The organism is Paenibacillus sp. FSL P4-0184, from assembly GCF_038004625.1.
Lineage (GTDB): Bacteria > Bacillota > Bacilli > Paenibacillales > Paenibacillaceae > Paenibacillus_AQ.
This window is the reverse complement of sequence record NZ_JBBORN010000001.1, coordinates 25,895-51,751: the sequence shown is the minus strand read 5'-3', so window position 1 is coordinate 51,751 and position 25,857 is coordinate 25,895. Positions and strand designations below refer to the sequence as shown.

27 protein-coding genes are annotated in these 25,857 nt (G+C 45.8%); 13 read left to right on the top strand and 14 right to left on the bottom strand.

Features of this window, described 5'->3' with window-relative positions; all coding sequences use genetic code 11:
- Positions 1-86 precede the first annotated feature (86 nt).
- The 3 genes from MKY52_RS00260 to MKY52_RS00250 all read left to right on the top strand — a co-directional run bounded on the left by MKY52_RS00260 (position 87) and on the right by MKY52_RS00250 (position 2,691).
- The gene (locus MKY52_RS00260) at positions 87-746 is read left to right on the top strand and encodes a class I SAM-dependent methyltransferase (RefSeq protein ID WP_341049199.1); all 660 of its coding nucleotides are present in this window, start codon (positions 87-89) and stop codon (positions 744-746) included.
- 124 nt (positions 747-870) lie between these two features.
- Entirely contained in the window at positions 871-1,893 is a 1,023-nt protein-coding gene (locus MKY52_RS00255; protein WP_445671003.1) for a CapA family protein, read from the top strand.
- Between the two features lie 540 nt (positions 1,894-2,433).
- Positions 2,434-2,691, top strand: coding sequence for an AbrB/MazE/SpoVT family DNA-binding domain-containing protein (locus MKY52_RS00250; RefSeq protein WP_042125931.1), 258 nt, complete (start codon positions 2,434-2,436; stop codon positions 2,689-2,691).
- A 143-nt stretch (positions 2,692-2,834) separates the two neighbouring features.
- Here the strand turns inward: MKY52_RS00250 and MKY52_RS00245 are convergent, their stop codons facing one another.
- Positions 2,835-3,344 carry a PadR family transcriptional regulator gene (locus tag MKY52_RS00245; RefSeq protein WP_042186461.1) on the bottom strand — a complete coding sequence of 170 codons (510 nt, stop codon included), beginning with the start codon at positions 3,342-3,344 and terminating at the stop codon, positions 2,835-2,837.
- 96 nt (positions 3,345-3,440) lie between these two features.
- Positions 3,441-4,604 carry a YhgE/Pip domain-containing protein gene (locus tag MKY52_RS00240; RefSeq protein ID WP_341049196.1) on the bottom strand — a complete coding sequence of 388 codons (1,164 nt, stop codon included), beginning with the start codon at positions 4,602-4,604 and terminating at the stop codon, positions 3,441-3,443.
- Between the two features lie 194 nt (positions 4,605-4,798).
- Here MKY52_RS00240 and MKY52_RS00235 point away from each other — a divergent pair, with 194 nt between their 5' ends.
- Together MKY52_RS00235 and MKY52_RS00230 are read left to right on the top strand one after the other, a co-directional pair.
- A complete protein-coding gene (locus MKY52_RS00235) occupies positions 4,799-5,524 on the top strand; it encodes an HAD family hydrolase (RefSeq protein WP_341049195.1) in 726 nt (241 codons plus the stop codon).
- A gap of 217 nt (positions 5,525-5,741) precedes the next feature.
- The gene (locus MKY52_RS00230) at positions 5,742-6,017 is read left to right on the top strand and encodes a hypothetical protein (RefSeq protein WP_341049194.1); all 276 of its coding nucleotides are present in this window, start codon (positions 5,742-5,744) and stop codon (positions 6,015-6,017) included.
- Between the two features lie 120 nt (positions 6,018-6,137).
- Here MKY52_RS00230 and MKY52_RS00225 read toward each other — a convergent pair whose 3' ends face one another.
- Genes MKY52_RS00225 through MKY52_RS00200 form a run of 6 tightly spaced genes read right to left on the bottom strand, consistent with a single transcriptional unit; the run spans position 6,138 to position 12,833 of the window.
- Positions 6,138-7,268 (bottom strand): YheC/YheD family endospore coat-associated protein, encoded by a 1,131-nt coding sequence (locus MKY52_RS00225; RefSeq protein WP_341049193.1) that lies wholly within the window; start codon positions 7,266-7,268, stop codon positions 6,138-6,140.
- On the bottom strand, positions 7,250-7,768 hold the full coding sequence (locus MKY52_RS00220; RefSeq protein WP_076283330.1) for a GNAT family N-acetyltransferase: 519 nt from the start codon (positions 7,766-7,768) through the stop codon (positions 7,250-7,252). Before MKY52_RS00220 ends, MKY52_RS00225 begins: the two co-directional genes overlap by 19 nt.
- Positions 7,769-7,793: 25 nt before the next feature.
- A complete protein-coding gene (locus MKY52_RS00215; protein WP_339269949.1) occupies positions 7,794-8,906 on the bottom strand; it encodes a YheC/YheD family endospore coat-associated protein in 1,113 nt (370 codons plus the stop codon).
- Positions 8,903-10,276 carry a YheC/YheD family endospore coat-associated protein gene (locus tag MKY52_RS00210; RefSeq protein ID WP_341049191.1) on the bottom strand — a complete coding sequence of 458 codons (1,374 nt, stop codon included), beginning with the start codon at positions 10,274-10,276 and terminating at the stop codon, positions 8,903-8,905. Before MKY52_RS00210 ends, MKY52_RS00215 begins: the two co-directional genes overlap by 4 nt.
- Entirely contained in the window at positions 10,277-11,455 is a 1,179-nt protein-coding gene (locus MKY52_RS00205) for a YheC/YheD family endospore coat-associated protein (RefSeq protein WP_052404216.1), read from the bottom strand.
- Between the two features lie 10 nt (positions 11,456-11,465).
- The gene (locus MKY52_RS00200) at positions 11,466-12,833 is read right to left on the bottom strand and encodes a YheC/YheD family endospore coat-associated protein (protein WP_341049190.1); all 1,368 of its coding nucleotides are present in this window, start codon (positions 12,831-12,833) and stop codon (positions 11,466-11,468) included.
- Positions 12,834-13,164: 331 nt separating this feature from the next.
- Between MKY52_RS00200 and MKY52_RS00195 the strand changes: the two genes are divergently transcribed.
- On the top strand, positions 13,165-13,503 hold the full coding sequence (locus MKY52_RS00195) for a YlbF family regulator (protein ID WP_042186485.1): 339 nt from the start codon (positions 13,165-13,167) through the stop codon (positions 13,501-13,503).
- A 126-nt stretch (positions 13,504-13,629) separates the two neighbouring features.
- Here the strand turns inward: MKY52_RS00195 and MKY52_RS00190 are convergent, their stop codons facing one another.
- Entirely contained in the window at positions 13,630-14,205 is a 576-nt protein-coding gene (locus MKY52_RS00190; protein ID WP_042186488.1) for a hypothetical protein, read from the bottom strand.
- A 192-nt stretch (positions 14,206-14,397) separates the two neighbouring features.
- On the opposite strand from MKY52_RS00190, the gene MKY52_RS00185 reads away from it, so the two are divergent.
- Positions 14,398-14,682, top strand: a complete 285-nt coding sequence (locus tag MKY52_RS00185; RefSeq protein ID WP_042186490.1) for a hypothetical protein — start codon at positions 14,398-14,400, stop codon at positions 14,680-14,682.
- Positions 14,683-14,838: 156 nt separating this feature from the next.
- On the opposite strand, the gene MKY52_RS00180 is transcribed toward MKY52_RS00185, so the two are convergent.
- Together MKY52_RS00180 and MKY52_RS00175 are read right to left on the bottom strand one after the other, a co-directional pair.
- Complete coding sequence (locus MKY52_RS00180; RefSeq protein ID WP_341049189.1) at positions 14,839-14,979, bottom strand: hypothetical protein; 141 nt, start codon at positions 14,977-14,979, stop codon at positions 14,839-14,841.
- 104 nt (positions 14,980-15,083) lie between these two features.
- Positions 15,084-15,917, bottom strand: a complete 834-nt coding sequence (locus tag MKY52_RS00175; RefSeq protein ID WP_341049187.1) for a hypothetical protein — start codon at positions 15,915-15,917, stop codon at positions 15,084-15,086.
- A 177-nt stretch (positions 15,918-16,094) separates the two neighbouring features.
- Between MKY52_RS00175 and MKY52_RS00170 the strand changes: the two genes are divergently transcribed.
- Positions 16,095-17,429 (top strand): DRTGG domain-containing protein, encoded by a 1,335-nt coding sequence (locus tag MKY52_RS00170; RefSeq protein WP_341049186.1) that lies wholly within the window; start codon positions 16,095-16,097, stop codon positions 17,427-17,429.
- Between the two features lie 95 nt (positions 17,430-17,524).
- Here the strand turns inward: MKY52_RS00170 and MKY52_RS00165 are convergent, their stop codons facing one another.
- The 3 genes from MKY52_RS00165 to MKY52_RS00155 all read right to left on the bottom strand — a co-directional run bounded on the left by MKY52_RS00165 (position 17,525) and on the right by MKY52_RS00155 (position 18,768).
- A complete protein-coding gene (locus MKY52_RS00165) occupies positions 17,525-17,845 on the bottom strand; it encodes a YtpI family protein (RefSeq protein ID WP_076283324.1) in 321 nt (106 codons plus the stop codon).
- Between the two features lie 87 nt (positions 17,846-17,932).
- Complete coding sequence (locus tag MKY52_RS00160) at positions 17,933-18,439, bottom strand: hypothetical protein (protein ID WP_341049185.1); 507 nt, start codon at positions 18,437-18,439, stop codon at positions 17,933-17,935.
- A gap of 5 nt (positions 18,440-18,444) precedes the next feature.
- Entirely contained in the window at positions 18,445-18,768 is a 324-nt protein-coding gene (locus tag MKY52_RS00155; protein ID WP_094874151.1) for a YtrH family sporulation protein, read from the bottom strand.
- Positions 18,769-19,094: 326 nt separating this feature from the next.
- On the opposite strand from MKY52_RS00155, the gene MKY52_RS00150 reads away from it, so the two are divergent.
- The 5 genes from MKY52_RS00150 (at position 19,095) to MKY52_RS00130 (ending at position 25,612) form a co-directional block, all read left to right on the top strand.
- Entirely contained in the window at positions 19,095-22,733 is a 3,639-nt protein-coding gene (locus MKY52_RS00150; RefSeq protein ID WP_341049183.1) for a DNA polymerase III subunit alpha, read from the top strand.
- 74 nt (positions 22,734-22,807) lie between these two features.
- The gene (locus MKY52_RS00145; protein ID WP_042186505.1) at positions 22,808-23,308 is read left to right on the top strand and encodes a phosphatidylglycerophosphatase A family protein; all 501 of its coding nucleotides are present in this window, start codon (positions 22,808-22,810) and stop codon (positions 23,306-23,308) included.
- 146 nt (positions 23,309-23,454) lie between these two features.
- A complete protein-coding gene (locus tag MKY52_RS00140; protein ID WP_042125966.1) occupies positions 23,455-23,643 on the top strand; it encodes a hypothetical protein in 189 nt (62 codons plus the stop codon).
- Positions 23,644-23,715: 72 nt separating this feature from the next.
- The gene (gene accD, locus MKY52_RS00135; RefSeq protein WP_042186509.1) at positions 23,716-24,609 is read left to right on the top strand and encodes an acetyl-CoA carboxylase, carboxyltransferase subunit beta; all 894 of its coding nucleotides are present in this window, start codon (positions 23,716-23,718) and stop codon (positions 24,607-24,609) included.
- A gap of 1 nt (position 24,610) precedes the next feature.
- Positions 24,611-25,612: an acetyl-CoA carboxylase carboxyltransferase subunit alpha gene (locus MKY52_RS00130; RefSeq protein WP_042186511.1), complete on the top strand. Its 1,002-nt coding sequence runs from the start codon at positions 24,611-24,613 to the stop codon at positions 25,610-25,612.
- Positions 25,613-25,857 lie beyond the last annotated feature (245 nt).

The window sequence follows — 25,857 nt, the reverse complement described above, 5'->3', positions numbered from 1 at the left end:
TCGCTCAATGTAAGGTTATGGAATGAATCAGCAAATCATGAATATACTCTCACTACCTTAAATTCCGTTAAAAAGGAGTCCTGGCCATGCCAACACATCCCTTTGTCTCGCGTTTTTTTGTAAACTCAGATGCAAGCCGTGAGAAGTTAATTTATGATTTGCCAGAATCCTGGTGGAGCCGTCCCTTTGAATATGAGTGGTGTATTAACTTTATTTCTCCACATGGTGTGGTGCTGGATGCTGCTTGTGGAATTCCTCATCCCTTGAAATTTTATTTAGCTGGGGTATGTGCAGAGGTTTATGCTTGCGATATGGACAGCAGGGTTATTTACCGGGAGGACATCCTAGATGCGATTACTGATGAGATCGGGGAAAAAGCGGCAAAGCAGGTTATAGCTAGAAGAACGAACAACTTGCATCTTGCTCAGGCCAATCTTGCGGCTCTTCCATATGAGGATGAGAGCTTTGACACTATTTTTTGCATATCAGTGCTGGAGCATTTGACCTTAGAGGATACGGTCGGCACTTTACGGGAATTTCACCGAACGTTGAATGAAGAAGGGCTGCTCGTGCTAACGTTTGATTACCCGACGGTAAACTTAAATCTTATGAATGATTTGCTGCTGCAGGCTGGTTTTCAATATTGGGGGGAGACGGATTTTGAGTTGCCTGCAGATGCTGTGTCCACAGATTTGTGGGGTGGGTTACAATGCTTCCGGGCTGTTTTGAAAAAAACAAAGGCATAACAGGTCTTCTTACCCTTAAATTAATAATCTATTTCCAGTAAGCTAGAATAATAGCTAATATAGATTCCATAATGAGGATAGGAGGCTGTATTTTTTGAGATTAGGGTCGAATGTACTGCGCAGCATGCTACTTACTACACTTCTATTATCACTGATCCTCCCTTCGACGATTGCATCTAGTGCAGCTTCGCCATCTTCAGAACCTATCAGACTTGCTTTTGCTGGTGATATTCTCTTGGACGGTTTTGTGGGTGATCAGATCGCGAAATACGGAGTGAACTTTCCGTTTGTAAAAGTCGCACCTACCTTGCAAAAGGCAGATATCGCCTTCGCGAATCTGGAAACGCCAGTGTCTATTCGAGGGAAGGCAGCAGAGAAAACCTTTGCCTTTAGGTCCAAACCAGCAGTGCTTAGTGGCTTAACCTATGCTGGGATTGACGGCGTATCTTTGGCTAATAATCACATTTTAGATTTCGGAACAGACGCTATGCTCGACACACTGGTGCATCTGGATCGAAACAAGATTGGCCATACAGGAGCTGGCAAAGATGTAGAGGAAGCGTTCAAACCGTATACAAGGACGGTAAAGGGGAAGAAGATCGCTATCTTAGGTGTAAGTCGAGTGCTTTCAGGGCCTTCTTGGTATGCCGGCAACAATAAATCGGGAGCTGCCTCAGCGTACACCTCGCAGCCTATGCTTACGGCTATTCAGAAGATGTCTAAGGAGAATGATTACACGATTGTGTACATTCACTGGAATGAAGAGTTTAAGGATTATCCTGAACAATACGCCCGCACGCTAGCCAAACAGATGATTGATAGTGGTGCAGATATCATACTCGGCGCACACAGCCATTGCCTGATGGGCATCGAATACTACAAAAATAAACCGATCTATTATTCACTTGGAAACTTTGTGTTTAATCGTTCAACACGTGGTGGAGAAAAGACGCTTCACTCGATGCTAGTGAATTTTGAGATTAATGATGCCCAGGTGACGAGTAAGATTACGCCAGTAAAGATTATTGGGGGACAGCCCAACTTTATGGATGATTCTTACAATAGGAAGACGATCAAGCTAATGAATAACCTTTCTTATAATGCAATTATTGATGCGAATGGCAGGGTTACGGAGAAGGCATTATAACGATAGAATAGATCGACCAGAGATCACTGGTCGGTTTTTTTTGTAATTAAATTCAATTAATTATGCTAAATTTATCCAATATTTGATCTTTCTATTAATAATATGTAATACTTATATTAAATCAGTACATAGTAGAAAGTTGGATTGTCGAAAAAAGTAGATGCATAAAGCATAAATAGTCTGTATTAATTCTACTAAACGTTTCTTTGCTCTGATATACGTCGGAGTGTTTCCAGACTTGATGTATTGGGTAAATGATGGTATCAATTGGGATACTCTGCAAGCTGATTTGTAATCGCAATGTTGGATATTTATTAATTTCAAGACAAATAATTTGGATCACTTTACAGCATTTTGTCGAAAGTGTACATATTTTTGTCGAATAATTGTCGATAAATATCATATTTTGTAGAAATAAAATTGACAGGGAATGAATAGCACTTTAATATTAGAGTATAGCGTAATCATTACTATCACTTAGAAGCCTACATAGCTTTTAGCAAAAATGATTATTAATGTGAATTCAAGGGAGGATGTACGATGATGAAAGCGACAGGCATAGTAAGAAAAGTAGATGAATTGGGACGTATCGTAATTCCTATTGAACTACGTAGAACGATGGGAATTGACATAAAAGACCCGCTCGAGATTTTTGTAGATGGAGAGAAAATTATTCTTAGAAAATACGAGCCAACTTGTATCTTCTCCGGAAGCGCAGAGAACCTCATCAATTTCAAAGGTAAAATGGTAAGCAAAGATGTTCTCGATGAGCTGATTTCTAGCTTTGACAGAGTGTAGTCGATAGATTACACATTTTTGCTAAAAAAGAACCGGTACAGCAAGCACAATTTGTGCATGCTGCCGGTTCTTTTTTATGATAGCACAACAAAAAAAGCAGCAAATCCCCTAGAATAATAGGAAACCTACTGCCCACACGATCCTTATTCAGACTCCAGCACACTTTGAATTTTTTTGATAAAGGCTTCATATTGCACAAGGCCCAATTCCATACACAGCTTTTGGTAAGGGGACAGTTTGCAATCTAGTTGCTTTAATTTCTGATCAAGATCATCGTACATTGCCTGCTTTTCTATCAATGCTTGCCGAAGTAGATTATCTATGTTCTCTTTATCGGTCTTATCTCCGAAATACAGATGCATAAAAAAGTCTGAACGCAGAACTTCCTTTTCTGCCGGTGTTTGCAAGTAAGCATGGAACTGATCCAAGCCGGCACGGGTAATGGTAAATACATTTTTGTCAGGTTTGCCTTCCTGCCGTATGGATTCTTTGGTGATTAGGTCCAGCTTCTCCATCTTGCTCAGGGTTGGGTAGATGGTGCCGTAGCTGGCATCAAAGAAAAAAGAAAAGTATTCCTCGAAATGTCGTTTTATCTCATAACCCGAATGAGGTTTTTCACTTAATATCCCTAGAATGACATCTTGTATATTCATGAATCGTTGTCGCTCCTCTCTTTCACCTCCTACCATATCACAACTGCATTTCGCTCTCAATTTGAAAAGGCATAACCAAGGAGGCAAACTAAATAATTACGCATTTGCTGGTACGGGCTCTTGTTCTTGTGATAACTGAGTTTCCTTGCGAATGAAGGTTAGGATAATGCTTAATCCAGCTATTGCTGCACCAATGCAGAGTAGATAGAACATATCTTTCCATATACCAGTACCTCCGATAACCAGGTCGAGCATGCCATTTACCGCGTAGTAAGCAGGTGAGAAGGGACCGATCCAGCTATAAAAAGGAGAAAGCACATCGCGAGGAATTGTTGCTCCGGAAGCTAACATTTGTATGGAGAGAAGTGCGATATTTAGCCAGGCGCCAGCGTCGCCGAGTAGCAGCAGACTGAACTGTGCAAGAATCATGCAGGAGAGAATCACAGTGAACTCGAACAGCCACATGAGCAGAAAGCCATGGCTGGAGTGGATACCGAGTGAGTTAACCATGATAGTCCCCACTAGAGAGGTTAGTACAGCCGTTGCACTCATAATGGCAAACCGGGCTGCAAGGCGATCCCATTTACCAAATTGACCCGATAAGTTGGAAGAGGCTTTTTGCAGATTCAAGGCGAGTAACATAGCTCCGGTAAAGGAGGCAGTAACAATCATTAACGGAACCATAGTTTGTGCGAAATTAGTTGTGGGATGGATGACTTCAACGTTTGCGGAGATTCGGCTGCTTGCTGCACTTTTGATGATCTCTGCTTGTGCTTGCGGCAGCTTCATAGCTTCGAGGGTTTGGTTTAGTGCTGTATTACTGCTTTGAGTGTTCATGACAGCCGTGACTTTAAGTGCTACAGTCTGCATAACATTGCTAACCATTTGAGGATTAGATTCATTTATGAGGTAACGGAGTTCAGTCTTTCCGGATGGATTACTAACCGCTCCGGTGAACCCTTGTGGAATATTGATAATCATGCGGATTTCTCTATGCTCAAGGGCTTCCTTGGCAGCTTTTAGTGGAAGGTCCTGTCTGGTTACGAACTGAAGGGACTGGGTAATGCCATCGACTACAGGCTGAGCATTCGCACCATCCTCATTCACAATAGCAATGGGCAACCGATCTACCCGATCAGTTACATGATCATACCCTGTAATCCAGATTAAGCTGAAAAAGACTTGGAACAACAGTGCAGTTATAATCCCGACGATGGTAGCAGGCTGCTTGAGGAAGCGCATGATTAATGGACGTGACATGGTTATCTCTCCTTTATATTTCAACATGTTATATTACAAGTTGTAATATAACATGTTGAAATATAAACTGCAACAAGAATAGTGGAGAGCATGGACATTCCGAAGTGATATCATATATCATAGGGCTTGTACTGGAAATTTCGTGCAGATGAATGTGCTTACCTGAAGCAAAAGAGAATGGGGAGGAACAACAGATGAGTAAAGAGGTACAAGGAACAGAACTGAACGCGGTTCACTCGGAGTTGAACAAGCCGGAAGCGATTGTTTTTGATATGGATGGAACACTGTTCCAGACTGAAAGTCTTTTATTACCTGCATATCATAAAATGTTCGATATTTTGCGGGAAGAGGGATTATACTCAGGACCAACACCGCCGGAAGAGCTTATTCTAAGCGGCTTAGGGATGCTGCTGGCAGATATTTGGAAGAAGGTTATGCCTGATGCCGATGAGGCAGTGCACCGCCGTGCAGATGAGCTGCTATTGCAGCTTGAGGTCGAAGGACTTGAAGCAGGTGGGACGTTACTGTATCCTCAGGTGGTCGAAACACTGACTGCTCTAAAAGAGCGTGGAGTACGATTGTTTGTGGCTAGTAATGGGCTGGAGGAATACATTCACAGTATAGTTGTGGTGCATGAGCTTAAAGAGTTATTTGAAGGATTGTATAGTGCGGGTGGTCAAGGCACTGCTACGAAGACAGAATTGCTACGCATTTTGCTGGACAATCATGGAATCAAGAGTGCCTGGATGGTAGGCGATCGCTCGTCCGATGTGGAGGCAGGTAAGGGAAATGCTCAAACCGTCATCGGCTGTGCGTATGCAGGTTTTGGCCGTCAGGATGAGCTGAAGGGCTCCGATGTAATTATCACTTCCTTTGATGAGTTGATAGACTTTTACGACAACGCATTGGTTAGCGAATAGGAATATCGCGATTTATATTTGGTAAACGAATAAAAGGCAAACCTCATCTAAGCAGAGGGTTGCCTTTTTTAATGTTAAGGTTCTAAATGCAGATGCAGGAATAGCTCAAAGCTAAAAAGATATACATAAACAAAGGGAATGATCCGATAGATCATGGAAAGGGGTTATTCCTATGTGATGATAAGGAATCGAGAAGCATGTTAAAGGAGTATAAAAAATGATAATGAGCTTCCTTTTTATTGCTTTAAGCGCTGCACTTGGAGTGGGCATGTGGTTTTTAGTAATAGGTATAGTCTTTTCTATTGGTGGCGGAGACTTATTTATAGTTACTCATTATGATTCCTTATTTTTTTATATTGCTGTTTTTTTGTTGTGTATCGTGAGCTATCTTTTGTTTATAAAACATCTATTAGAGAAGGACTTACAGCTCTTGCTCTATATTTGTGTGGGTACAACTACGCTCTTCTTTTTTCTAACGCCTTGGCTCAGCTAATCAAAATCTTCAATACAACGAGTTTTTCTAATATAAGTTCCTCAGAACATCAGAAGTCATACAACAACCGCACTTTCTGCATATTGCAGAGAGGCGGTCGTTTTGTTGTTGAGTATCATTTTATTCCTCAGTAGTCTTAGCTGTGGTTGGGGCACCTTTGTTATTATATAGCCATAACGCGTATTCTAAAGGTCGCACTAGTGCTTTGCGATAGGTGTTGCCGTCCCCTGATCGGGCAAACACTTCACGTGCAGGCTTTGGATTAACCTCCAGCACATAGATTTTTCCTTCTCGATCAATGGCAAGATCCAGTGCAAGTTCACATAAGGCTCCGAAACTTTCTTCCAAGAAGGCAGCGGCATCAAGACCTAACCTTTCGGCAGTTTTCATAACCTTATCGGTCTTATCTTGACTACCCAGCCATTCCTTCAGGAGCGTTTCAGCTCGAACGGCGTGCCCACCGCCATGAAGATTTGAGGTTACGCTTCGGGCGGCACCGACCCTTGCTGCCATACCTGTCAGCTCCCAGACGCCTTGCCCATTCTTTTGAACGAGCATGCGATAATCATGGAAACGTCCACCAGGCAGACGTAGTGGAATCCCCTGTTGGACGAGGAAACGTCCACCAATACACCATTGTCGAACGATGGAATCCAATCGGGAGGCAGAGACCTTTCGGGGTGGAATAATCCGGCGATCTTGGCGGCGGCCCTGAATATCAAATACCCCTTTAGTGTTCTTTACCCGCTCAATTCTAAGGATACCGCGTCCACCTGTGCCGTTTGCAGGCTTGATATAGAGGACCGGGCTCTGCTTTAACATTCGGTGCAGATCTGCAGAGGAGTTATACAGTAATGTTTCTGGCATATGCTGCCGGAAGCGACTCTTTTGTGAGAACGTTTGGTGAATGGTCCATTTGTTGCGCAGTGGACGATTCAGAAACAGCAGATGTTTATAGCGTTCACGGAAACGAAGCAATTGTTGAAAGCGCGTGCTGCGCTGGATGCGGCAACGGTCATAAATCATGTTCGGGAAGGAACGCCATTTGCGTGACCATTTCCCGCTCTTTGGATCAAAGACAAGGGCATGGATCTGCTCTTTGCTGGGATGGACATCCATGGGGGTAAACACAAAAACATCCAAGCCCATTCGATTGCCCTCAATGATCATTCTCCGGTACACGGCCTTTTCTTCAAGCTGCTTGGCTTCATTTATATACAAAGTAAGAATGCCTAAGACGGGCTCTGGCACAGGAGTTCACCTTCTTGTGGAGAGTTTGTAGTACTGACGGTATTCTGTGGTGACCGGATCAATAAAGTTGGCTTGCCAGTAGGGCCACTAGTAAGCGCCACTGCGGCAAGACCAACATTGAAACACATTTTCAGACTGGCTGTATTATCGCTGGCAACACTGCATTCCAGACGGCCTAAACGCTTTAACTGGGCGGCCATAAGGGCGGTGCCGGTATGCCTATTTCGGTATAAGGGATGCACGGCAACGAGACAAGCCTCTTCACCGAAACCGGATACGAAGCTTACTCCTGCTAGCTGGCGCCCATTCTGACCGCGTACGGTGGCGACAAGCAGCGAGACACCCGGCTCTGACAACTGTTCTGGAGTTAATCGGGCCATTACCTTGCAAGCTTGGTTTGTAATCCGACGCTCCCCATGCTCTCTTATAAACTCAAGCAGTCCGGTTAGCCGCGATTTCCACTTTTTAGCATCAGTGTCGTAGATAGAGGATATCTGCATGCTGTGTCACATCCTTTAATGGATTCTATTTGATATGGCGTGCTAAGTGCTGGCCATATTGAAAGATTCGCTCCAAAGAAAGCTTGCGAATCGCAGGCTCATCAAATTTCATCGGCCGGGAGTTTGCCTCAAAGAACCAGAGTCCGCCGTTCTCATCGACACCGAGATCCATCGACATCTCCCCGAGCATAGAATCAGAGGCTCTTTCAATTTGTCTGGCAATTAACAGAGCAGTTGTAGGTACACTTTTTAAGATAGAGGCTGCTCTTTCGGTTCCAAATGTGCTTTCCAGCATGGTGGAGGGCTCCTCGATACTTCCGCCACGAGGTACATGCGTAGTGATGCTGCGGGCACCAGCTAGACGTGCACCTATGCCGGTCATTGCCCAGCCGCCTCTGCCGTTTTTCTGCAGAAGTACACGTAGATCAAATGGTCGTCCTCGGTGAGTCGCTAGTTCAATAGCTTGCTGTACGATGTAGCGCGAGTTTCCCTTTTCTTTGCCTATCCGTGCCCAGAGGCGTTCTACTGAGGCAGCTTTGTAGGTCACATTTTTTTTGCCGCTTTGAATTTGCAGCCGATAGGGTAATGTGGTATCTGCACGGTATTTTAAACGCATAATTCCTTTACCTGCTTTGCCATTCTCAGGTTTAAGATAGAGACTGGTATGATTATTTAGCATGGCGATAAGCGTATTTGCACTGCGTAAACGTCTGGTTTTTGGAACATGCTTCGAGGTAGCATACGAGCCTTTCAACCATTCAAATAGACTCCATTTATTGAAAAAATATGGATTATATAGCTTAATGCCTGGATGTTCCAGGCATTGAGCTATTTTGCGTACGACAGCAGGTTTTTCCTCATCCTCACGGGTAGGAATTCGGTTATATATGATTTGTGGAAGAGGTACAGGAATGCTGTACCATATTCTTCCGCTGGATGATGGGACATAACCGTTCACCATCCGTTCCTCGAGCTTCAAGTCACGGACAGTGACGACGTAGACAAGAAATCCCAGTTCCTTGCCTGTGCGAATGATGTCCCGAAAATTATTACGGTTGCCATTAAAATGCCTTACTTTATCGCTGGTTGTCAGTATGGCAATAACGGGTTTTGTTTCATCCGGAATATGGGTGTTCACATCTCATCCCTCCTGCGGAATTTGCTGAGGTATAGACAATGCTCCAGAATGTGCTCGATGGAAGCTTTGCCCTCAGCGCGCAGGGAAGGATGACGGAAGATGGAACGTCCTGGTTTGGCGTTGGCCTCGAACATCCAGATGTCTTCATCCTGATCAATGCCGAGATCAAAGCCAATTTCACCGAGCAAATGACGATGCTGGATTTCTAAGGATTCTGCCAGCTTAATGGCTGTACTCTTCGCACGCTGTAATACTTCATCTGCTCTGGCGCCGAATACACGCCCGAGCGCCTGCCCAGGTGTAAGCAATGCCCCCCCGTTTTTGAGGTGAGTGGTGACACTGCCCCGGCCGGCTTTCTTAGCGCCGATACCGACTACAATCCATTGATTACTGCCGTTTTTATGCATATGGAATCGGAAGTCAATGGGGCAGCCATCAATTTCAATCAAACGTATTCCTTGTTGGACGATATAATTTTGCAGGCCTTGACCGTGTCGTGACCGAAGCATACGCATGAGGCTTTCAAAGGTAGTGAAGCGCAGAAGTACGTTTTTTCCACCTTTGCGGTAGCGGGCAAAATATCCTTTTTTCGGCAGATAGGTGAGTCGGTAAATCCCGTGACCCAGGCTGCCTGCGGAAGGTTTGTAATATACAAAATGGTGGTGATCCAGCATTTCTCTCATTTTTTCGGAGGAGGGATTGCTGTGTGTCTCAGGTACGTAACGGTTTGCTGCTCCGTCATTCTCTAGCAACCGATAAATATCGGACTTATTGAAAAAGCTCCAGTTGAAGTAAGGGATTTTCTTGCGCATAAAGCGTTCGCGAAGCTGGTTGATATAAGGTGAAGTCTCCGCTCTCCGACTGGGTAGCCGATTGTAGACGACATCAGGCAGAGGAACCATTTTACGTTCGAATTTGCCGCCTGCGGTTAAGAAATAACCATAGACCTGCTCCTGTTGCCAATTGATATCACGCGGCATAAAGGCAAATATATAACATTTGTTACTGCCTTCCCGCAGTAATTGCTTTATAAAGCCAGTGCGAGAACCGAAGGGTTGATTTGAAGATGCTGGCCCATCGGTCAATACACCGACTAAAGGTCCAAGCTGTACCTCGTCGTTTTGAAGATTGCGTAAATAGATACCACCAGATTTCGGAACCTTGATAGCACTCTTTACACCAGTGGCGAGGAATAGATGATTTCCGGCGCGCTTGATGGGCTTGATCATGGTCGGGATGGCATCTTTACCGAGTCTAAGGCGAATGTTCTTCTTCCCGGTTAATTTCAAGCTTTTCATCAGTGCACCTGATACATATACAACTCTTTGGGGCTGCTTAGTAAAATGCACATTGCAAAAAGTGAGACTCATTTATGAATCCTCCTTAGGAACCATTGTTATCATTCTCCCGTTTATAACGGAGCTGTCCGTAGATAGGGATGGTATCCGTCGCTGTGTGAGTAGCAGATGGCGCGCATAAGACAGTGGATTCTCGGCGGCGAGCTTAGCAGCCCGGCGGTCGCCCGTCAGCCGGAATACCGTGCGCCCTGGCTTGGAATTTGCTTCAAGTAAATGAATCCGACCGCTCGAATCAATACCGAAATCTAGGCCGAGTTCTCCAAGCCTACCGCATGCGGCCTCCAGAAGAGGAGGCAAGTATGCAGCTTCTGCAGCAAGCTCCTGCATGATGTCTTTTCCGTCCTGACCATATTCTGCAAGCAAAAAGGGCAAAGGAGGAACCGCAGTTCCACCGCCATGCAGGTTCGAAGTCAGTGAACCATGATTACCCAGCCGAACGGCCATGCCAGTAAGATCCCAGCGACCGAGGCCATTCTTTTGCATCAATACACGCACATCGAACGGTTGCCCCTTACGATTAGTTAGGTGCAGATAAGGCTGTATAATATAGCGGCGTGTGCCGATAAATTCATGAATCCAGTTCAGTCCTTCATCCTGCGAGCTGAATACATATTGAAAGGGTGTATTTGTCCCATCACGTCCTCGTACTCTTATGCCTCCTCCAGAGCGTCTGTTCTGCAGTATGGCATGCAATGTACGTTTGCCATGAGAGCCTGCTTTGGGTTTTAGGAAGACCCCGTATTCTCTTTCAGCGAGCATATTGCTTAACTTGCGTGTACCGGTATAGAGAACAGTTTCCGGCAGTAAAATAGCAGCTCTTCGGTTGCGCTTCAAGATCTCGTATACGCCCCATTTATCAGGTAAACCTCTTGACCAAGGTAGTGAGCGGTGAAGGAAAGAGAGTGCAGACGAAGCTTCTTTTCTTTCTTTCGGACTATTGTAAAAACAACGATTATAAATGATATCTGGTGGTGTAGAGGTCGTATTGTGCCAGCTTCCGTCTTTCCATGTATAACCGGTTATAGATGACCCGTCTGCCGCTACTCCGTCCGGATGAAACACGAGGACTTTAAGGTTATAGCGCGGAGCTGCACGGCATAAATGACTGCAAAATTCTGGCTCGGCAATCGGAGGATTCCCATGGCGACGGCCCGTCATAATGCCGAGGAACCCCATAGCTGTTTCAGTCATTGTGTCCTCCTTATAAACCGGCCAAATAGCGGCAATACAGAATCATTTGCTTGACGGACGGTCTGATTTTTTGATCGTTTAGCGGTGTATTATCGTTCTTGGAAGGTTTGGAGTTAACCTCCAAGAGCCATATTCGTCCGGATTGATCCAGTGCCAGATCGATTCCGAGCTCTCCGAAATGAGCAGGGATAAAGGTTTCTACTCCTCTTGCAATGGCTAGTGCTGCTCTTGGAAGCTGAAGCTGTACGCTATCCTTGGTACCTGGAGGAAGGCTGCTCTTGCTTACGGCTTCACGGACAGTACTGAGACTGCCACCTCTTGCTAGATTGGAGACGAAATGATTGCTTCCAGCGGTGCGAGCGACAATGGAGGTAACGCCCCATTTTCCGGTACCATTCTTCTGTACAAGTGCTCGGAAATCTACAGGACGCTTACCGAGCTCCATCAAAGGTAATCCTTGTTGAATCTGGTAGCGCGTTGTCTTCATCTTGGGAGCAATGGACTGATACAGTTTAGCTAATGTTGGGTAGCTTTGCTTGCGTGTACCTATAGAAGTAGTAGATAACAAACGGTATCCTCCGCCTTCATCTTTGGAGATTCGGAGAATGCCTTTGCCGAGACTGCCTCGTACAGGCTTTAGAAACACGCTTGGATATTGGCTGCACATCTTCTTTACAACGGCAAAACCGTTTAAAGCATGCGATTCCGGTAAATACCGCTTCAATGAAGGGTCTTGCGCTAAAGCTTCAAATACTTCTGTCTTGTCAAGAAATTTTTCGTTGAAGAAATGCGTTCCATACCGTGATTTTACATCCGCCAAAAAATGCTGTACGCTAGGTTTATTCTCCACCTTTCGCGTCGTTAGCCGATTGTTGATTACATCGGCGATGGGCAGACTCATTTTCCTCCAACCCTCGTTGTATACCCAGCCCTGGATGGAAGAGCTGCTTGTTTCCAGCGCTTCCGGGGTAAAGAAATATACATAGGCGCCTTGTGAGTGGCAGGCATTTGTTAATTCTCGACAGAACATGGTAATGGGTCCAAACAGCCTGTCGAGATTATCTGGATGGTCACGGCTGACGAGTACACCGATCAACGGTCCAAGTCGCAAGGTACGACTTACAGAGCTGTATGAAGCGTTGAGGGTTTGCCGATGTTTCCATCCGGTCCGCCGCGCCAGTCCTTCGCTTACACGCAGGCTTTCGGATTTGGGAGCCGGGATAATGGTAACCTCCTGCCGGAAAGAGCCGAAAGCCAGCTGGAGCGTTCCGTGAGACGGGATTTTGAGTCTTTTCATGGATCGTTCGCCAAGCATTATAGCGTTTTCCTGCAGGATGCCCGTGTGGACCGTATGGACCGGGATCTTGAATTGGGACATCGTGGATCTCCTTCCGGTAGGCAGCATGATGCCGGCAATTTGGTAGCTAAGGGTTACATATCATTCATCATATGGAGACATATGACCCTTGGTGATTGACCTACTCTTTAAAAACCTTGCCGCATCATTTCATAAGTCTGACCCAAGAAGCGAAACAAGCATGGGATGAATCAATATTTGGAAACTTAAGCGTATGCTTCCGGTGCGAGTTTTGTACGAAGTAACTCTAGGAAGCGAACGCTAACAAAACTTAAGCAACGCTTTCGAAGTGAGTTTTGTACGAAGACGAATCGAGAAGTAGTGACTTACAAAACTTTTAGGAGGAATCATAATGAGTATTCACGACAAAGCACATGAACTGGCGAAAGCCATTAAAGAAAGCACTGAGGTAGCGGATATCACCAACGCGATGAAACTGGTAGAAACAGATCCTGAAGCCAAGGCGATGCTCGACAACTTCCGCAATGGTCAATTGGAGCTTCAACAACGGATGATGAGCGGAGACATGCCTCCGCAGGAAGAAATGGAGAAAATGGAGAAGTTATTCGAGGTGCTTAACATGAATCTTGGGATTCGCCGTCTGTTTGATGCAGAACGCCGTCTGAGTGTTGTAATCGAGGATGTAAACAAGATCATTACCGAGAGCTTGTCGCAATTGTATGGCGAATAAACGCTTTTAGTAAGCGGGTATTCACCTGAAAAGTTTGATCAGTGCAATCTAAATAGGGTGTTCCCGAAGCCGTTTGGCATTGGGAACACCCTATTTATTCTTGTGACTAGCACATGAGTAAACTCGCTAATCTTGTTTTCCTTCGATTGCGCAGAGAAGAATACCAGCAGCCAAACCTAGGCGGCGATCAAGCATTCCCTTGGGATCCTCAGAGAAGTCAGCGATGATTTTAGTAACGAATGGATTAAAATTTTGTTTGAAAGTCGGGATCGTTGTATCATTCATCTCGATATTATATTTTTGAGGGATAATAGAGATGAAGCGGCGGAGTATAGCCATTGCGGTGCTATCTTCCTTGATTTTTCCGATTTCCTGATCATGATGATCGAGAATCGTCCATTCATCCTTCAAAATCGATTTGAGTCCCTTACGCCGGAGAGCACCAACATGCTCGCCAGTCTCCGAATCATGCACATCATAAACGGCACTAAAGTCGATGGCATTGCGGGCTTTTATACGCAGAAGCTCCTTTTGCATAGACTCATCCGTGTACAGTGCAATATCCTCTTTCAACTTGAATGCTTTCATTTGTGAATAGAGTACAAGCTGCTCGGCGTTATCATAAATATGAAGCTTCGCACCCATGATGGAAAATACCTTTTTTCGAATTATGTATTCGGTATGAGTATAAGTTGCATTCAATTCTAAATCGCCCCCTAAATGAAATTATCATCTCATATATAAGCTATGCTAGCTATATAAATGCGTATTATTTTATATAATTTTTTGAATAGAAGTATATTTTTATGGACTTGTCTCATATTACGGGCTTCATGTTCATAGAGTAGAGATATAGATTTAATCGAATATCTTGTCTACGAGGAGCTGTTGGTTATGAGAAAAAGAAACAAGTTTAAACATGGTGTCTATCTGTTGCTGGCGTTGGCCATGCTTTTGTATGCTCTGCCGAAGTTATCGCTTGCGAATGGGCCTAGCTGGGTATTTGGCTTTGGGGTGGTCTGGTCACTTTTTGCCTTTATGGTTATTGCAGCACATCTGCATTTTATTATCGGTGTTGATGAGGAGAAGACCAAGCGTTTGGAAGCTGTGCGAAAAGCAAAATTGGAGCAATGGCAGTCCAAATGGAAAGAAGAAACTAGAGTTACACAAAGATCATAGAATTGGGTAGCTTCCTTAAGTAACTAGATTTAAATATTCCCGTGGAAAACGCTGAAATGGCGAAAAGAAGGGTATAAATCCCCAAGATTCACAGAAAAGCCCACTAGCTTAAGCCAGTGGGCTTTAAAATTGCCCCGCAAAGCAGGGGGATTAAAGTTATTTTGCACCTGTAAAAGGATTGATCTCATCCGAGAGATCTTTTCCAGCTTTCTTTTCTTCTGCAGATATCCGTTTACCTAGAGCCGCGTAGTACCACAACGCAGGAACGAGAATCGCGAGTATAAAAAGAAATTGCATAAAGCCATCCCCTTTCACCTCTCCATCATAACATATTTTTCCTTTTTTCTTAAGGGACTATTCTCTATTCGCCTACCCACTACCCCGTTTGTCTAACAAACGGGTTACTCTTTACTGACAGAGCATTCTACTTCAAATACATAACTGGCGCTCCCCTGAGGCCATCTTGCTTGGATTATATACAGATGTTTTCCGCTACCTGCTGCGAGCTGAAAACTGTTATTTTCTACGGAAAGAGCTTCGTCCGGACGTTCCTCACCAGGAAATGAAGCCACAACCTCTATCTCCTTGGGTGCAGATGAGAATTTGAGTTCTACCTGATCACGGCTGATGGCTTTGGGATGTACCTTCTGTTTGGTAACTAATTGATCATAAGAAGCCATATCTACACAGACGCCTTTGCCATTGTCATTCCAGCAATAAGAGCCTTGAATGGCATCGAATTGCTCATCGCCAACAGTAACTTGAACGTTAGGGGGCCGTGGGTTAGTAGTGTCTGCTGGAGAATTCTTATCTTCTTTAACAGTCGATTGGAATAAGTCCAACAGATCTTTTTTGCTGATATCCGAAAGACGATAGTGACCCGTTTGTCCCGATTTAATGAGTAACCCACTGTTGCTTCCGACGATCCAAAAAGAGAACTCATAACTTATGCCGTCCTTCATGTTTACGGTGGTTCTGTAATCGCTTGGAGCAATATCTAGTTGTCCTTTATCATATTCAGCAGCAGTTATGGCTTGAACGAAACGTTTCAAGGATGATGCTTCAGAAATAGTCGTCACCGGCTGGTCTTTTTCTATTAAGTTAATAGAAACTATATTTTGTGCATCCAGCTCTATTTGGTTTGATTGTTTTACTTCGGTTCTCGTATTTCCACAGCCGATCAGTCCTATGAAAAGCAAAGTAATGGTAAATATTATTAACGTGGTCTTGTTCATATCCACAATGCTCCTTTCCTCTTTCTTTAACTCTCAGACTATAAAAAAGAGGAAAAGGTTGCTAAATAACGGGCAATTAAATTCGAATTCGATGCATATGAATCGGTTGTACTGTGCCATTCTCTCCGTGTATAATGAGTACAGTATAGTACAGATCGGAGTACGGGGGTGTAACAGTTGGAAGGTCAAGGCGATGCAATTACTAAACACGAGCAACTGCTGCAGCATATTGAAAGTCTTAAGGTAGGCTCCAAAATATCTGTTCGTAAGCTTGCAAAAGAAATGTTGGTCAGTGAGGGAACGGCTTATCGTGCCGTCAAGGAAGCTGAGAATCTTGGGATTGTCATTACGAAGGAACGGATTGGTACAGTACGTGTAGAAAAGAAGCCTCGTAACATTTCTGAACAGCTGACGTTTGGTGACGTGGTTGATATTGTGGAAGGTCATGTTCTCGGTGGGGCTAGCGGACTGGGTAAACATCTACATAAATATGTAATCGGTGCGATGAAGGTCGACGCGATGATTCGTTATATAGACGCAGACAGTCTGCTTATTGTGGGTAACCGCGATGATGTTCACTCCTTAGCGCTAGAGCAGGGTGCCGGAGTTCTGGTTACAGGTGGTTTCGGGACGAGTCGTGAAGTGAAGGCATTAGCCGACGAACTGGATCTCCCCATCATTTCATCAAGACATGACACGTTTACCGTGGCATCAATGATTAACCGAGCGATTTTTGATAGATTGATTAAGAAAAAAATTATGCTGGTAGAAGATATTGTCGACAGCAAACCGCGTATGATTACGTTGAAAATTTCAAGCACCGTAGGTGAGCTACGACAGATTTCTGAGGAAACTGGAGAGCAACGTTTTCCCGTTACAGATGAATGGAACCGAGTGATTGGGATTATCGGCCGACGCGAAGTAGAGGACCTGGCAGAAGGGCAAAGTATTGAAAAGGCTATGGTTCGGAGTCCGGTTACCGCTGCGCTGCATACCTCACTAGCTTCAGCTGCGCAGATCATGATGTGGGAAGGTGTCGATTTCCTCCCCATTGTAGACCGTAACCGCAAATTGGTGGGCTCCCTAACCCGTAAAGAAGTGCTGCAAAGTCTGCGAGATGTCCGTAACACTCCACAGCTTGGGGAGACCTTCGATCATCTCATCTGGAACGGTTTTGCGGATGAGCGGGATGAAGAGGGACGATTGTTTTTTCACGGCTTTATTACGCCTCAGATGGCCACAGACCTTGGTACCATTTCTGAAGGTGTATTGTCTACGCTAATGACGCTCTCTGCGTTTAAGGCAGCTAAGGATATTACAGGAAATGACTATGTATTAGATAATATGTCCACCTATTTTATCCGGCCGGTACAGATCGAACACGCGATTATTGTAATGCCGAGACTGCTCGAGATTAGTCGCCGTACATGTAAGCTTGAAATAGAGATCAGCTATTCGGATACCCTGGTAGCGAAAGCTGTTCTGATGCTGCAATCCATTGATCACGGCTAATAGATAATGAATCACAAACATGCTAAATAGACTGCCCTCAACGATGATAGAGAGGGTAGTCTATTTTATTCTTGTAATCCTATCAGAGGGGTAGTCTAGGCTTTCGACTGGTGTTGTTCCTGGCTACGGCTACGGCTGTAATAACTATAGCTGCGTATTCCTGAGAAGATGTTAAACACACCGATTAGAAGAAAGGCAGCTTCAACAATGATATTAATGGTGGAGCCGCGAAATAGAAACATGGAAATCAGGGAAAGCGTTACGAGCATACAACCCAGCATCACATTCATGACGGAGCGTTTTAGCCCCTTATCTTGGGGATTTAAGGCACGGCGAGAGGATAAGCTGTACACAGCGGCGCCGATTACAAAGATCACCAGCAGGATAAACAATAAGTACTTGATAAATAAAACCATGGACAGCCAGCTCCTTTATCATGTCGTGCAAAAGCCTTGAAGTAATTTCCACTTTTGTCTGTCCATTATTGTATCACACGATTGTTGTTAGTTGCGCTTAAAAGGAGTGATTTCCACCCAGATTTGCAGAACACCTTCCATGACGAGCATCGTCCGGATTTTGACAGAGTATTCCTTATCACGCACAATGTAAAGTTTTCCATCCAGCAGCAGTCTAACCAGTTTACTGTCTGTGTCAATATCGAACATGCTGCGGCCACGCATGGGCTCCAGATCTGATCGTATTTCACTAAGTATTAATTTTAAAGTTACGGGGTCAACTGAGGGTGAGCCTTCTGCTTGGGCTTTGCTTTCCTCTGATCGAATTTTGATTTCTCTGATTACCGTCGAGGTATTATTGTATTTTTTGAGTGTTTTAATATCCTCTTGATATTGCTCGATCTGTGCACGCAGGTCTACATTATTCAGCCATAACACGTTGAATCCAACATGGTATATAGCGTTGTATATGACGGCTCCTACGACGATCCCCAGCATGAATATAGCGGAAATTTGGGTGAATCTACGAAAACGACTGAATGGTGGAACTCTCACTGGCGTTACCCCCTGCCGCACACCCATTTTACTAGCTCGCTGCCCATATGAGCTCCGAGAAAAGCGAAGGCAAGATACATGATTTGCTTGATGGCGGGAGAGAGGTTGCCTCCAATCATGTTGCTTTCAATGACCCGTAAAGGGTCCATAGTACCCCCTACAGCGGCGGCAAGTGCCCATATTTTAATCCGGTCTGCTACATCTAGCATCGTTTGCGTCGGTGGTTGCAGGGATACTACGGCGCCGATTCCGCCGACCATAGCTCCGCCAAGTACGATGCCGAAGGCGATAAAGAAATCGAGGATGGCTTTGCTCATAAAAATGCTCATAAAGGCCCCTTCCCGGACGAGGCATCTATAAACGTTGCCTGTCCATGTGCTCTTAATCCATTCTATGGGCGGGTCCCCCTTTAATATGATAAAATAGTTTCATCTTATAGTGCGAGTTCAAAAAGTACGGTTTTCAGCACCGAGAAGATTGAAAGAAGGTAGAAAATGAGGAGCGGAGCGTAGTGGAAGCTTTTGTGAGCACCGGAAGTTTCGCCTGAATTCAATCTTCGATGTCGAGTAAGCTTCTTGGGTTACTTCGTGATCAAAAGCGGATTTTTTGAACAACTATTTATGTTTGATTTTTGTAGTTGAAAGGAAGTGGGATAATGAGCCCTTTCGTGCATTTGCATGTGCACAGCGAATACAGTTTACTGGACGGGGCGGCGCGCATTACCGATCTCGTGCGCCGGGCCGGCGAATACGGCATGAAGTCGCTGGCGCTTACGGATCATGGAGTGATGTATGGGGCGATCCCCTTTTATAAAGCGTGTAAAGAGAATGGAATCAAGCCGATTATCGGCTGTGAAGCTTATTTAACCGCGGGCTCTCGCCGTGAGCGAGGCAGTCGTAAAGATCAACCGATTTATCACCTGATTCTGCTCGTCAAGAATGAAACCGGCTACAAGAACCTGATGAAGCTGATCTCTATCGGTCATCTGGAAGGTCATCACTATAAACCTCGTATTGATATGGAGGTTCTGGCCGCTCATTCGGAGGGGATCATATGCCTCAGTGCCTGTCTTGGCGGCGAAGTGCCGCAGCATTTGTTGCATGGAAGAGATGACGAGGCGCGAAAAGCTGCGCTGCGATATAAGGAGATTTTTGGCGAAGACTTCTACCTGGAGCTTCAAGATCACGGAATTTCCGAGCAAAAACGAGTAAACCCGAAGCTGATCGCACTTGCCAAGGCCTGTGAGATCCCACTTGTAGCTACGAATGACGTCCATTATTTGGCCAAGGAAGATGCAGAGGTACAGGATGTTCTGATCTGTATTGGAACAGGTAAAACTGTGGATGATGAGGAACGGCTCAAGATCGGAACAGATCAGCTGTTTCTAAAAAGTAGTGATCAAATGGCGGCGTTGTTCCCGCATGTGCCTGAAGCTATCAGTAACACGCTATTGATCGCAGAAAAATGTAATTTGGAGCTTACCTTTGGTCAACATATTCTGCCTGCGTATTCACCAATTCCAGAAGGTAAGGACTCCGCTGCTTATTTGCGAGAGTTGTGCTTTAAAGGGCTTGAAGAACGGTATATAGACACACCGCTTTGGGCATCGACTGAGCAAAGAGAGACCGCTGAGAAGCGTCTTGCCTATGAGCTTGGCGTCATCGAGAATATGGGTTTTAGCGATTATTTTCTAATTGTGTGGGATTTTATCGCTTATTGTCATCGTCAGGGGATTGCTACTGGTCCGGGCCGGGGTTCTTCCGCGGGGAGTCTTACCGCTTATTCCCTACGAATCACGGATGTAGATCCGCTTAAGTATAACTTGCTCTTTGAACGTTTCTTAAATCCAGAACGGATCACGATGCCGGATATTGATATCGATTTTAGTGATGAGCGTCGTGATGAGGTTATCGCTTATGTGGTGGAGAAATACGGCAAAGAACATGTGGCACAGATCATTACGTTCGGAACCATGGCTGCACGGGCTGCAGTTCGTGATGTGGGCAGGGTACTGAATTTACCTTATAACGAGGTAGATAAGGCTGCCAAGCTCATCCCAGGACAACTAGGTATCAGCCTTGCTAGAGCACTAGAGACTACTCCAGACCTAAAAGCGCTGTATGATAGTAATCCGAAGATCAAAGGTTTGCTGGATATGGCAATGAAAGTGGAAGGTATGCCTCGTCATGCTTCGACACATGCTGCCGGGGTTGTTATTTCCAAAGGTCCGTTAACAGATGCTGTACCCCTTCAAGAGGGCAACGAAAGTACAGCGTTAACTCAGTACTCTATGGAGCATTTGGAGAGTGTTGGGCTGCTGAAGATGGATTTTCTGGGACTGCGCACCTTGTCTATTATTGAGCGCTGTATGAATTCGATTAAAGAAATGAGTGGCAGTGTTCCAGATTTTAAAATCATACCAGATCATGATCCGCTCACGTATGAAATGCTAGGTGCTGGTGAGACGACTGGAGTCTTTCAGTTGGAGTCGGCGGGTGTAAGACGTGTGCTTAAGGATTTGAAGCCTAATGGTTTTGAAGATATCGTATCGGTTCTAGCGCTATATCGTCCGGGTCCGATGGAGTTTATCCCGAAATATATAGCAGGTAAGCACGGTCAGATCGAAGTAGAGTATCCGCATCCTGATTTGAAATCTATATTAGCGGATACCTATGGGATAATTGTGTATCAGGAACAGATCATGCAAATTGCTTCGCTTATGGCTGGATTCTCGCTTGGTGAAGCGGATCTGCTCCGCCGAGCGGTCTCTAAGAAGAAGCGCGAGACGTTGGATAAGGAACGCAGTCATTTTGTACAGGGGAGCTTGCAGCAAGGATATAACGAAACGGATGCGAATGCTGTTTATGATATGATCGTACGGTTTGCCGATTACGGCTTCCCGCGTGCGCATGCGGCGGCTTATGGTGTGCTGGCTTTTCAGACGGCTTATCTTAAGGCGCATTATCCGGTACAGTTTATGGCATCTATGCTGACCGCTGTGATGGGAACCCACCGTAAGGTGGCGGAATATGTACTGGACTGCCGCCGTACGGGCATCGGCGTGTTACCGCCGGATGTGAACGAGAGCGGCGTGTTGTTTACCCCTGTTCCAGGCGAAGAAACGGAAACAGGGCATATCCGCTTTGGACTCGCAGCCATTAAGAACGTCGGCACGCTAGCAGTGGAGAATATTATGTCGGTCCGTAAGGAGCGGCCGTTCGACAGCCTGCTCGATTTCTGTCGACGTGTGGATCTGCGGGTCTGCAACAAGCGGGTAGTGGAGTCTTTGCTGCAGGCAGGAGCTTTTGACTGTCTGCCGGGTCATAGGGCCCAGCTGCTGGCTATGCTGGACGAGACCGTTGACGCCGCGACGAAATGGCGCAAGGAGCGGGATGAACTGCAAATTCAGTTGTTCGACGATTTGGTGGAGACGCCGAATTGGGAGATTCGCTATCCGGATATCCCTAAGTTCTCAGTAGGACAGCAGCTGGAGATGGAACGTGAGCTGCTGGGGCTGTATCTATCCGGTCATCCGCTCGACGATAGCGCTGAGCTGCTTGAGGAGCCGGGTATACAGCGGCTGATGGATCTCGGCGAAGCCGCAGATGAGAGCCAGACGGTTACGGCCGGCATGGTCGTATCCGTTAAGGAAATTACGACGAAGCAAGGAAAATCGATGGCCTTCATCGAATGGGAAGATCAGATCGAGCGCTGCGAAGTCGTGCTCTTCCCCGAGGTGTGGAAGCGAAGCCGCGGCTTGATTGCCAAGGGCGCGCTGCTGGCCTTGCGCGCCAAGGTGCAGCAGGAGGACGAAGGCTTCAAGCTGCTGGCCGAGGAAGTGGCGCTGCTATCCGCGGAGACACTCCGCGGCCTGCTGCAGCGCCGTAGTGCCGCCGCATCCCGCCCGTATAGCGCGGGACGCTCGGCCTCAGCAGGAGCGCCGCCGCGTGGCGCGGCTCCTGCTTCGCGGGCTAGCGGGGCCGCCACTGGCCCCGCTGGCAGACCTGCAGGCGGCGCAGCTGCGCCTGCAACACCTGCACCGGCCGCTGCGCCAGCGCCGGGCTCAGGCCAGCGTGTCTTTATCAAGATCACGCCGGCCTCCGAGAATGCTGCGCAGCTGTCGCGCCTGAAGGAGCTGCTGCAGAATCATCCAGGCCCAGTAGCGACGATTCTGTTCTACGAACGGGATCAGAAGCTCCTGGCCCTTAGCGATAATTATCGGATTAAGCCTACTGAGGAGCTAATCGCGGCTATCGAGTCTATGCTGGGGGCAGGTACCGTAAGAATAAAATAAGAACAATTCCACCCTTTTCCGCATACATTAGGAAACCACAGGGCGAATCCCTGGGCGGAAAGGGGAATCACATCATGTCCTATCAAATGGCAGTTGATCTGTTGGAACGTAGAGGCGTATCACTTTCTTCCATTGCTGAAATCGTATATATTTTACAATCGGTCTATTATCCCGGTTTATCTAAGGAAGAATGCCTTTCCAGTGTAAAATCTGTATTGGGAAAAAGAGAAGTGCAGTACACGTTAATGACGGGGATCGCACTTGATGAGCTGGCAGAGAAAAGACTGCTTCCGCAGCCGCTCCAGGCAGTAATGGAAGCGGATGAATCACTTTATGGAGCGGACGAGACTCTAGCCCTTGGCATCACAGGGGTATATGGGATGATCGGACTTACAGGATTTGGGTACTTGGACAAAATAAAGCTTGGAATCATTGGTGAATTGAACGATGATAAGGGAAGGATTCACGTGTTCTTGGATGACTTAGTAGCGGGTATCGCTGCAGCTGCTTCTGCTAGAATCGCTCATCGGCAGGAAGGGGCAAAAGTATATCCTCTAGTCACGGACACGGAATAAATGACCCGATTCATTTCGTTTGAACGAGTTCCTCAGTCTTGCTTCCTTTGCCCTACGCCTGTTGCGGGAAAAAAGAAAACTGTGTTATCATAATTCCATTATACGGGATACGGCTGGGAATTAAGATTGGGGAGGCCTTGCAAGGCATGTGGACGGTAATATATATCGCGCCGACCGCCAAAGTGGCGGATATGATTAAGAGTAAGCTGACTGAAGAAGGTTTTTTAGTAAAATGCCGTCCAATCAATATGTCCAAGCAGCAGTTTGAGATATTGGTTCCTTCGGGTGAACTGGAGGAAGTACAGGAAGTCCTTAATCTTATTCTGCATCCCTGAATTTCTATCAAGAGAAAAGTCATGACAGCGGCAAGCTGCATAACGCAAATAAACGGCTGAAGAGGTGCGGGTGTGTTCAAAGATTTATTTCAGAAGAAACGGAAGTACGCGACTATTCCTTCAGAACGTCTGGAGCGAAGCGGCGTGCCTGCAGAAGGCGAACGCCCCAAACGGGAAATTCCAGAAGGATTAATGAGTAAATGTAATAAATGCGGAACGATCCAGTATAGCAAGGAATTGGAAAAGAATCTAAAAGTATGTCCTACTTGTGGTCATCATTTGCGCTTGAACGCCGTAGAGCGTATTGCTATGACGTTAGACCCAGAGGGCTTTATTGAGTTTGATAGTGAAATGTATTCTATAGATCCGCTGAAATTCCCGGGTTATGCCTCTAAACTGGAGCAACAGCAACTAAAATCGGGACAAACTGATGCCGTGATTACGGGGCAGGGATCTATTGGCGGACATCCAGTGATCGTAGCTGTGATGAATTTCGAATTTTTCTCCGGCAGTATGGGATCTGTAGTTGGTGAGAAGATTACCCGGGCGATTGAAGAAGCCACGGAGAAGCAGCTTCCACTCCTTATTTTCTCTACTTCTGGCGGAGCGAGAATGCAGGAGAGTATTCTAAGTCTTATGCAAATGGCGAAGACAAGTGCAGCGCTTGCTCGTTTCAACGAAGTGGGCGGCCTTTATATTTCTATAATTACGGATCCGACAACTGGCGGAGTATCTGCGAGTTTTGCTAGTCTTGGCGATATTATTATTGCTGAGCCTGGGGCGGTATTCGGTTTCGCAGGACGTATAGTCATTGAACAGACAATTCGCCAGAAGCTTCCGGATGATTTCCAGACGGCTGAATTTAATCTGCAACATGGCTTGATTGATATGGTTGTGCACCGTAAAGAAATGCGCGCCACACTGACCAAAATTTTGGAATTGCATGATGTGAAAGGGGGATTTTAGGTTGGCAGGAGAGTTGCCTTTTGAAATGCCTCTGGTTGAAATGCGAAAGAAAATTGCCGAGCTAAAGCAGTTTGGCGAAGAGAAAAGTATTGATTTTACGGATGAGGTAGCAAGACTGGAAGAACGGTACCGTGTACTTGAGGAGGAAGTGTATTCTAATATCTCCCCTTCCCAAAAAATGCATCTAGCTAGACATCAAGGACGTCCGACTTCTCTTGATCTTATGGGGCAGATCTTCACAGATTTTATCGAGCTTCACGGGGATCGAATGTTTGGGGATGATCTTGCTATTGTAGGCGGTATCGCCAAACTTAACGGCGTCCCGGTTACGGTCATTGGCCAGCAGCGCGGTAAAGATACGAAAGAGAATATTTTACGCTTTTTCGGCAGTGCACACCCTGAGGGCTTCCGTAAGTCACTGCGTCTGATGCAGCAAGCGGACAAGTTCAATCGTCCCATTATAACCTTTGTAGATACGAAAGGTGCATATCCAGGCAATACAGCTGAGGAAAGAGGACAATCTGAAGCAATTGCACGTAATTTACGCGAGATGTCTCAGTTTGGTGTCCCTGTAATCTGTGTGGTCATCGGTGAAGGCGGAAGTGGTGGCGCACTGGCATTGGCAGTTGGTAATAGAGTGCTTATGCTGGAGCATGCCATTTATTCGGCGATATCTCCTAACGGTGCTGCATCAATTCTATGGAAGGATGCTTCGAAGGCTGATCAAGCCGCGGAGGCCATGAAGATAACGGCATCTGATCTGCTTGAAATGGAAGTCATCGAAGAGATTGTTCCTGAGCCAAAAGGTGGCGCTCATCGTGATTATGAAGCTACGGCAGCTGCAATTAAGGATGCATTATGGCGTCACTTGCAGGAGCTGATTCCTCTGGATAGAGCGGAATTGAAAGAAGATCGTTATCGTAAATTCCGTAAAATAGGTGAGTTTGCTGAAGTCCAGCAGGAGCAGATTTTCCTTGAAGAAGAAGTGGAATCTGAAGTGTGAATCGTGCCTTTCCATTTGCACTTTAAGACATATAACCATACTTAGTAGACCATTTTGAATTAAGTGTAAATTATACATTTTATTGGAATTAAAATAATCTCGACGTTATGCCGGGATTATTTTAATTTTTTTTGTGCGTTCAGATAATTCGAGCTCAAATTACATCTAAAAGAGCCTACAACATTGATTTTGTGTCTAAGTTGCAGTAATATTCATAAGGGCGTAGTTAAAGGCACATGTGACAA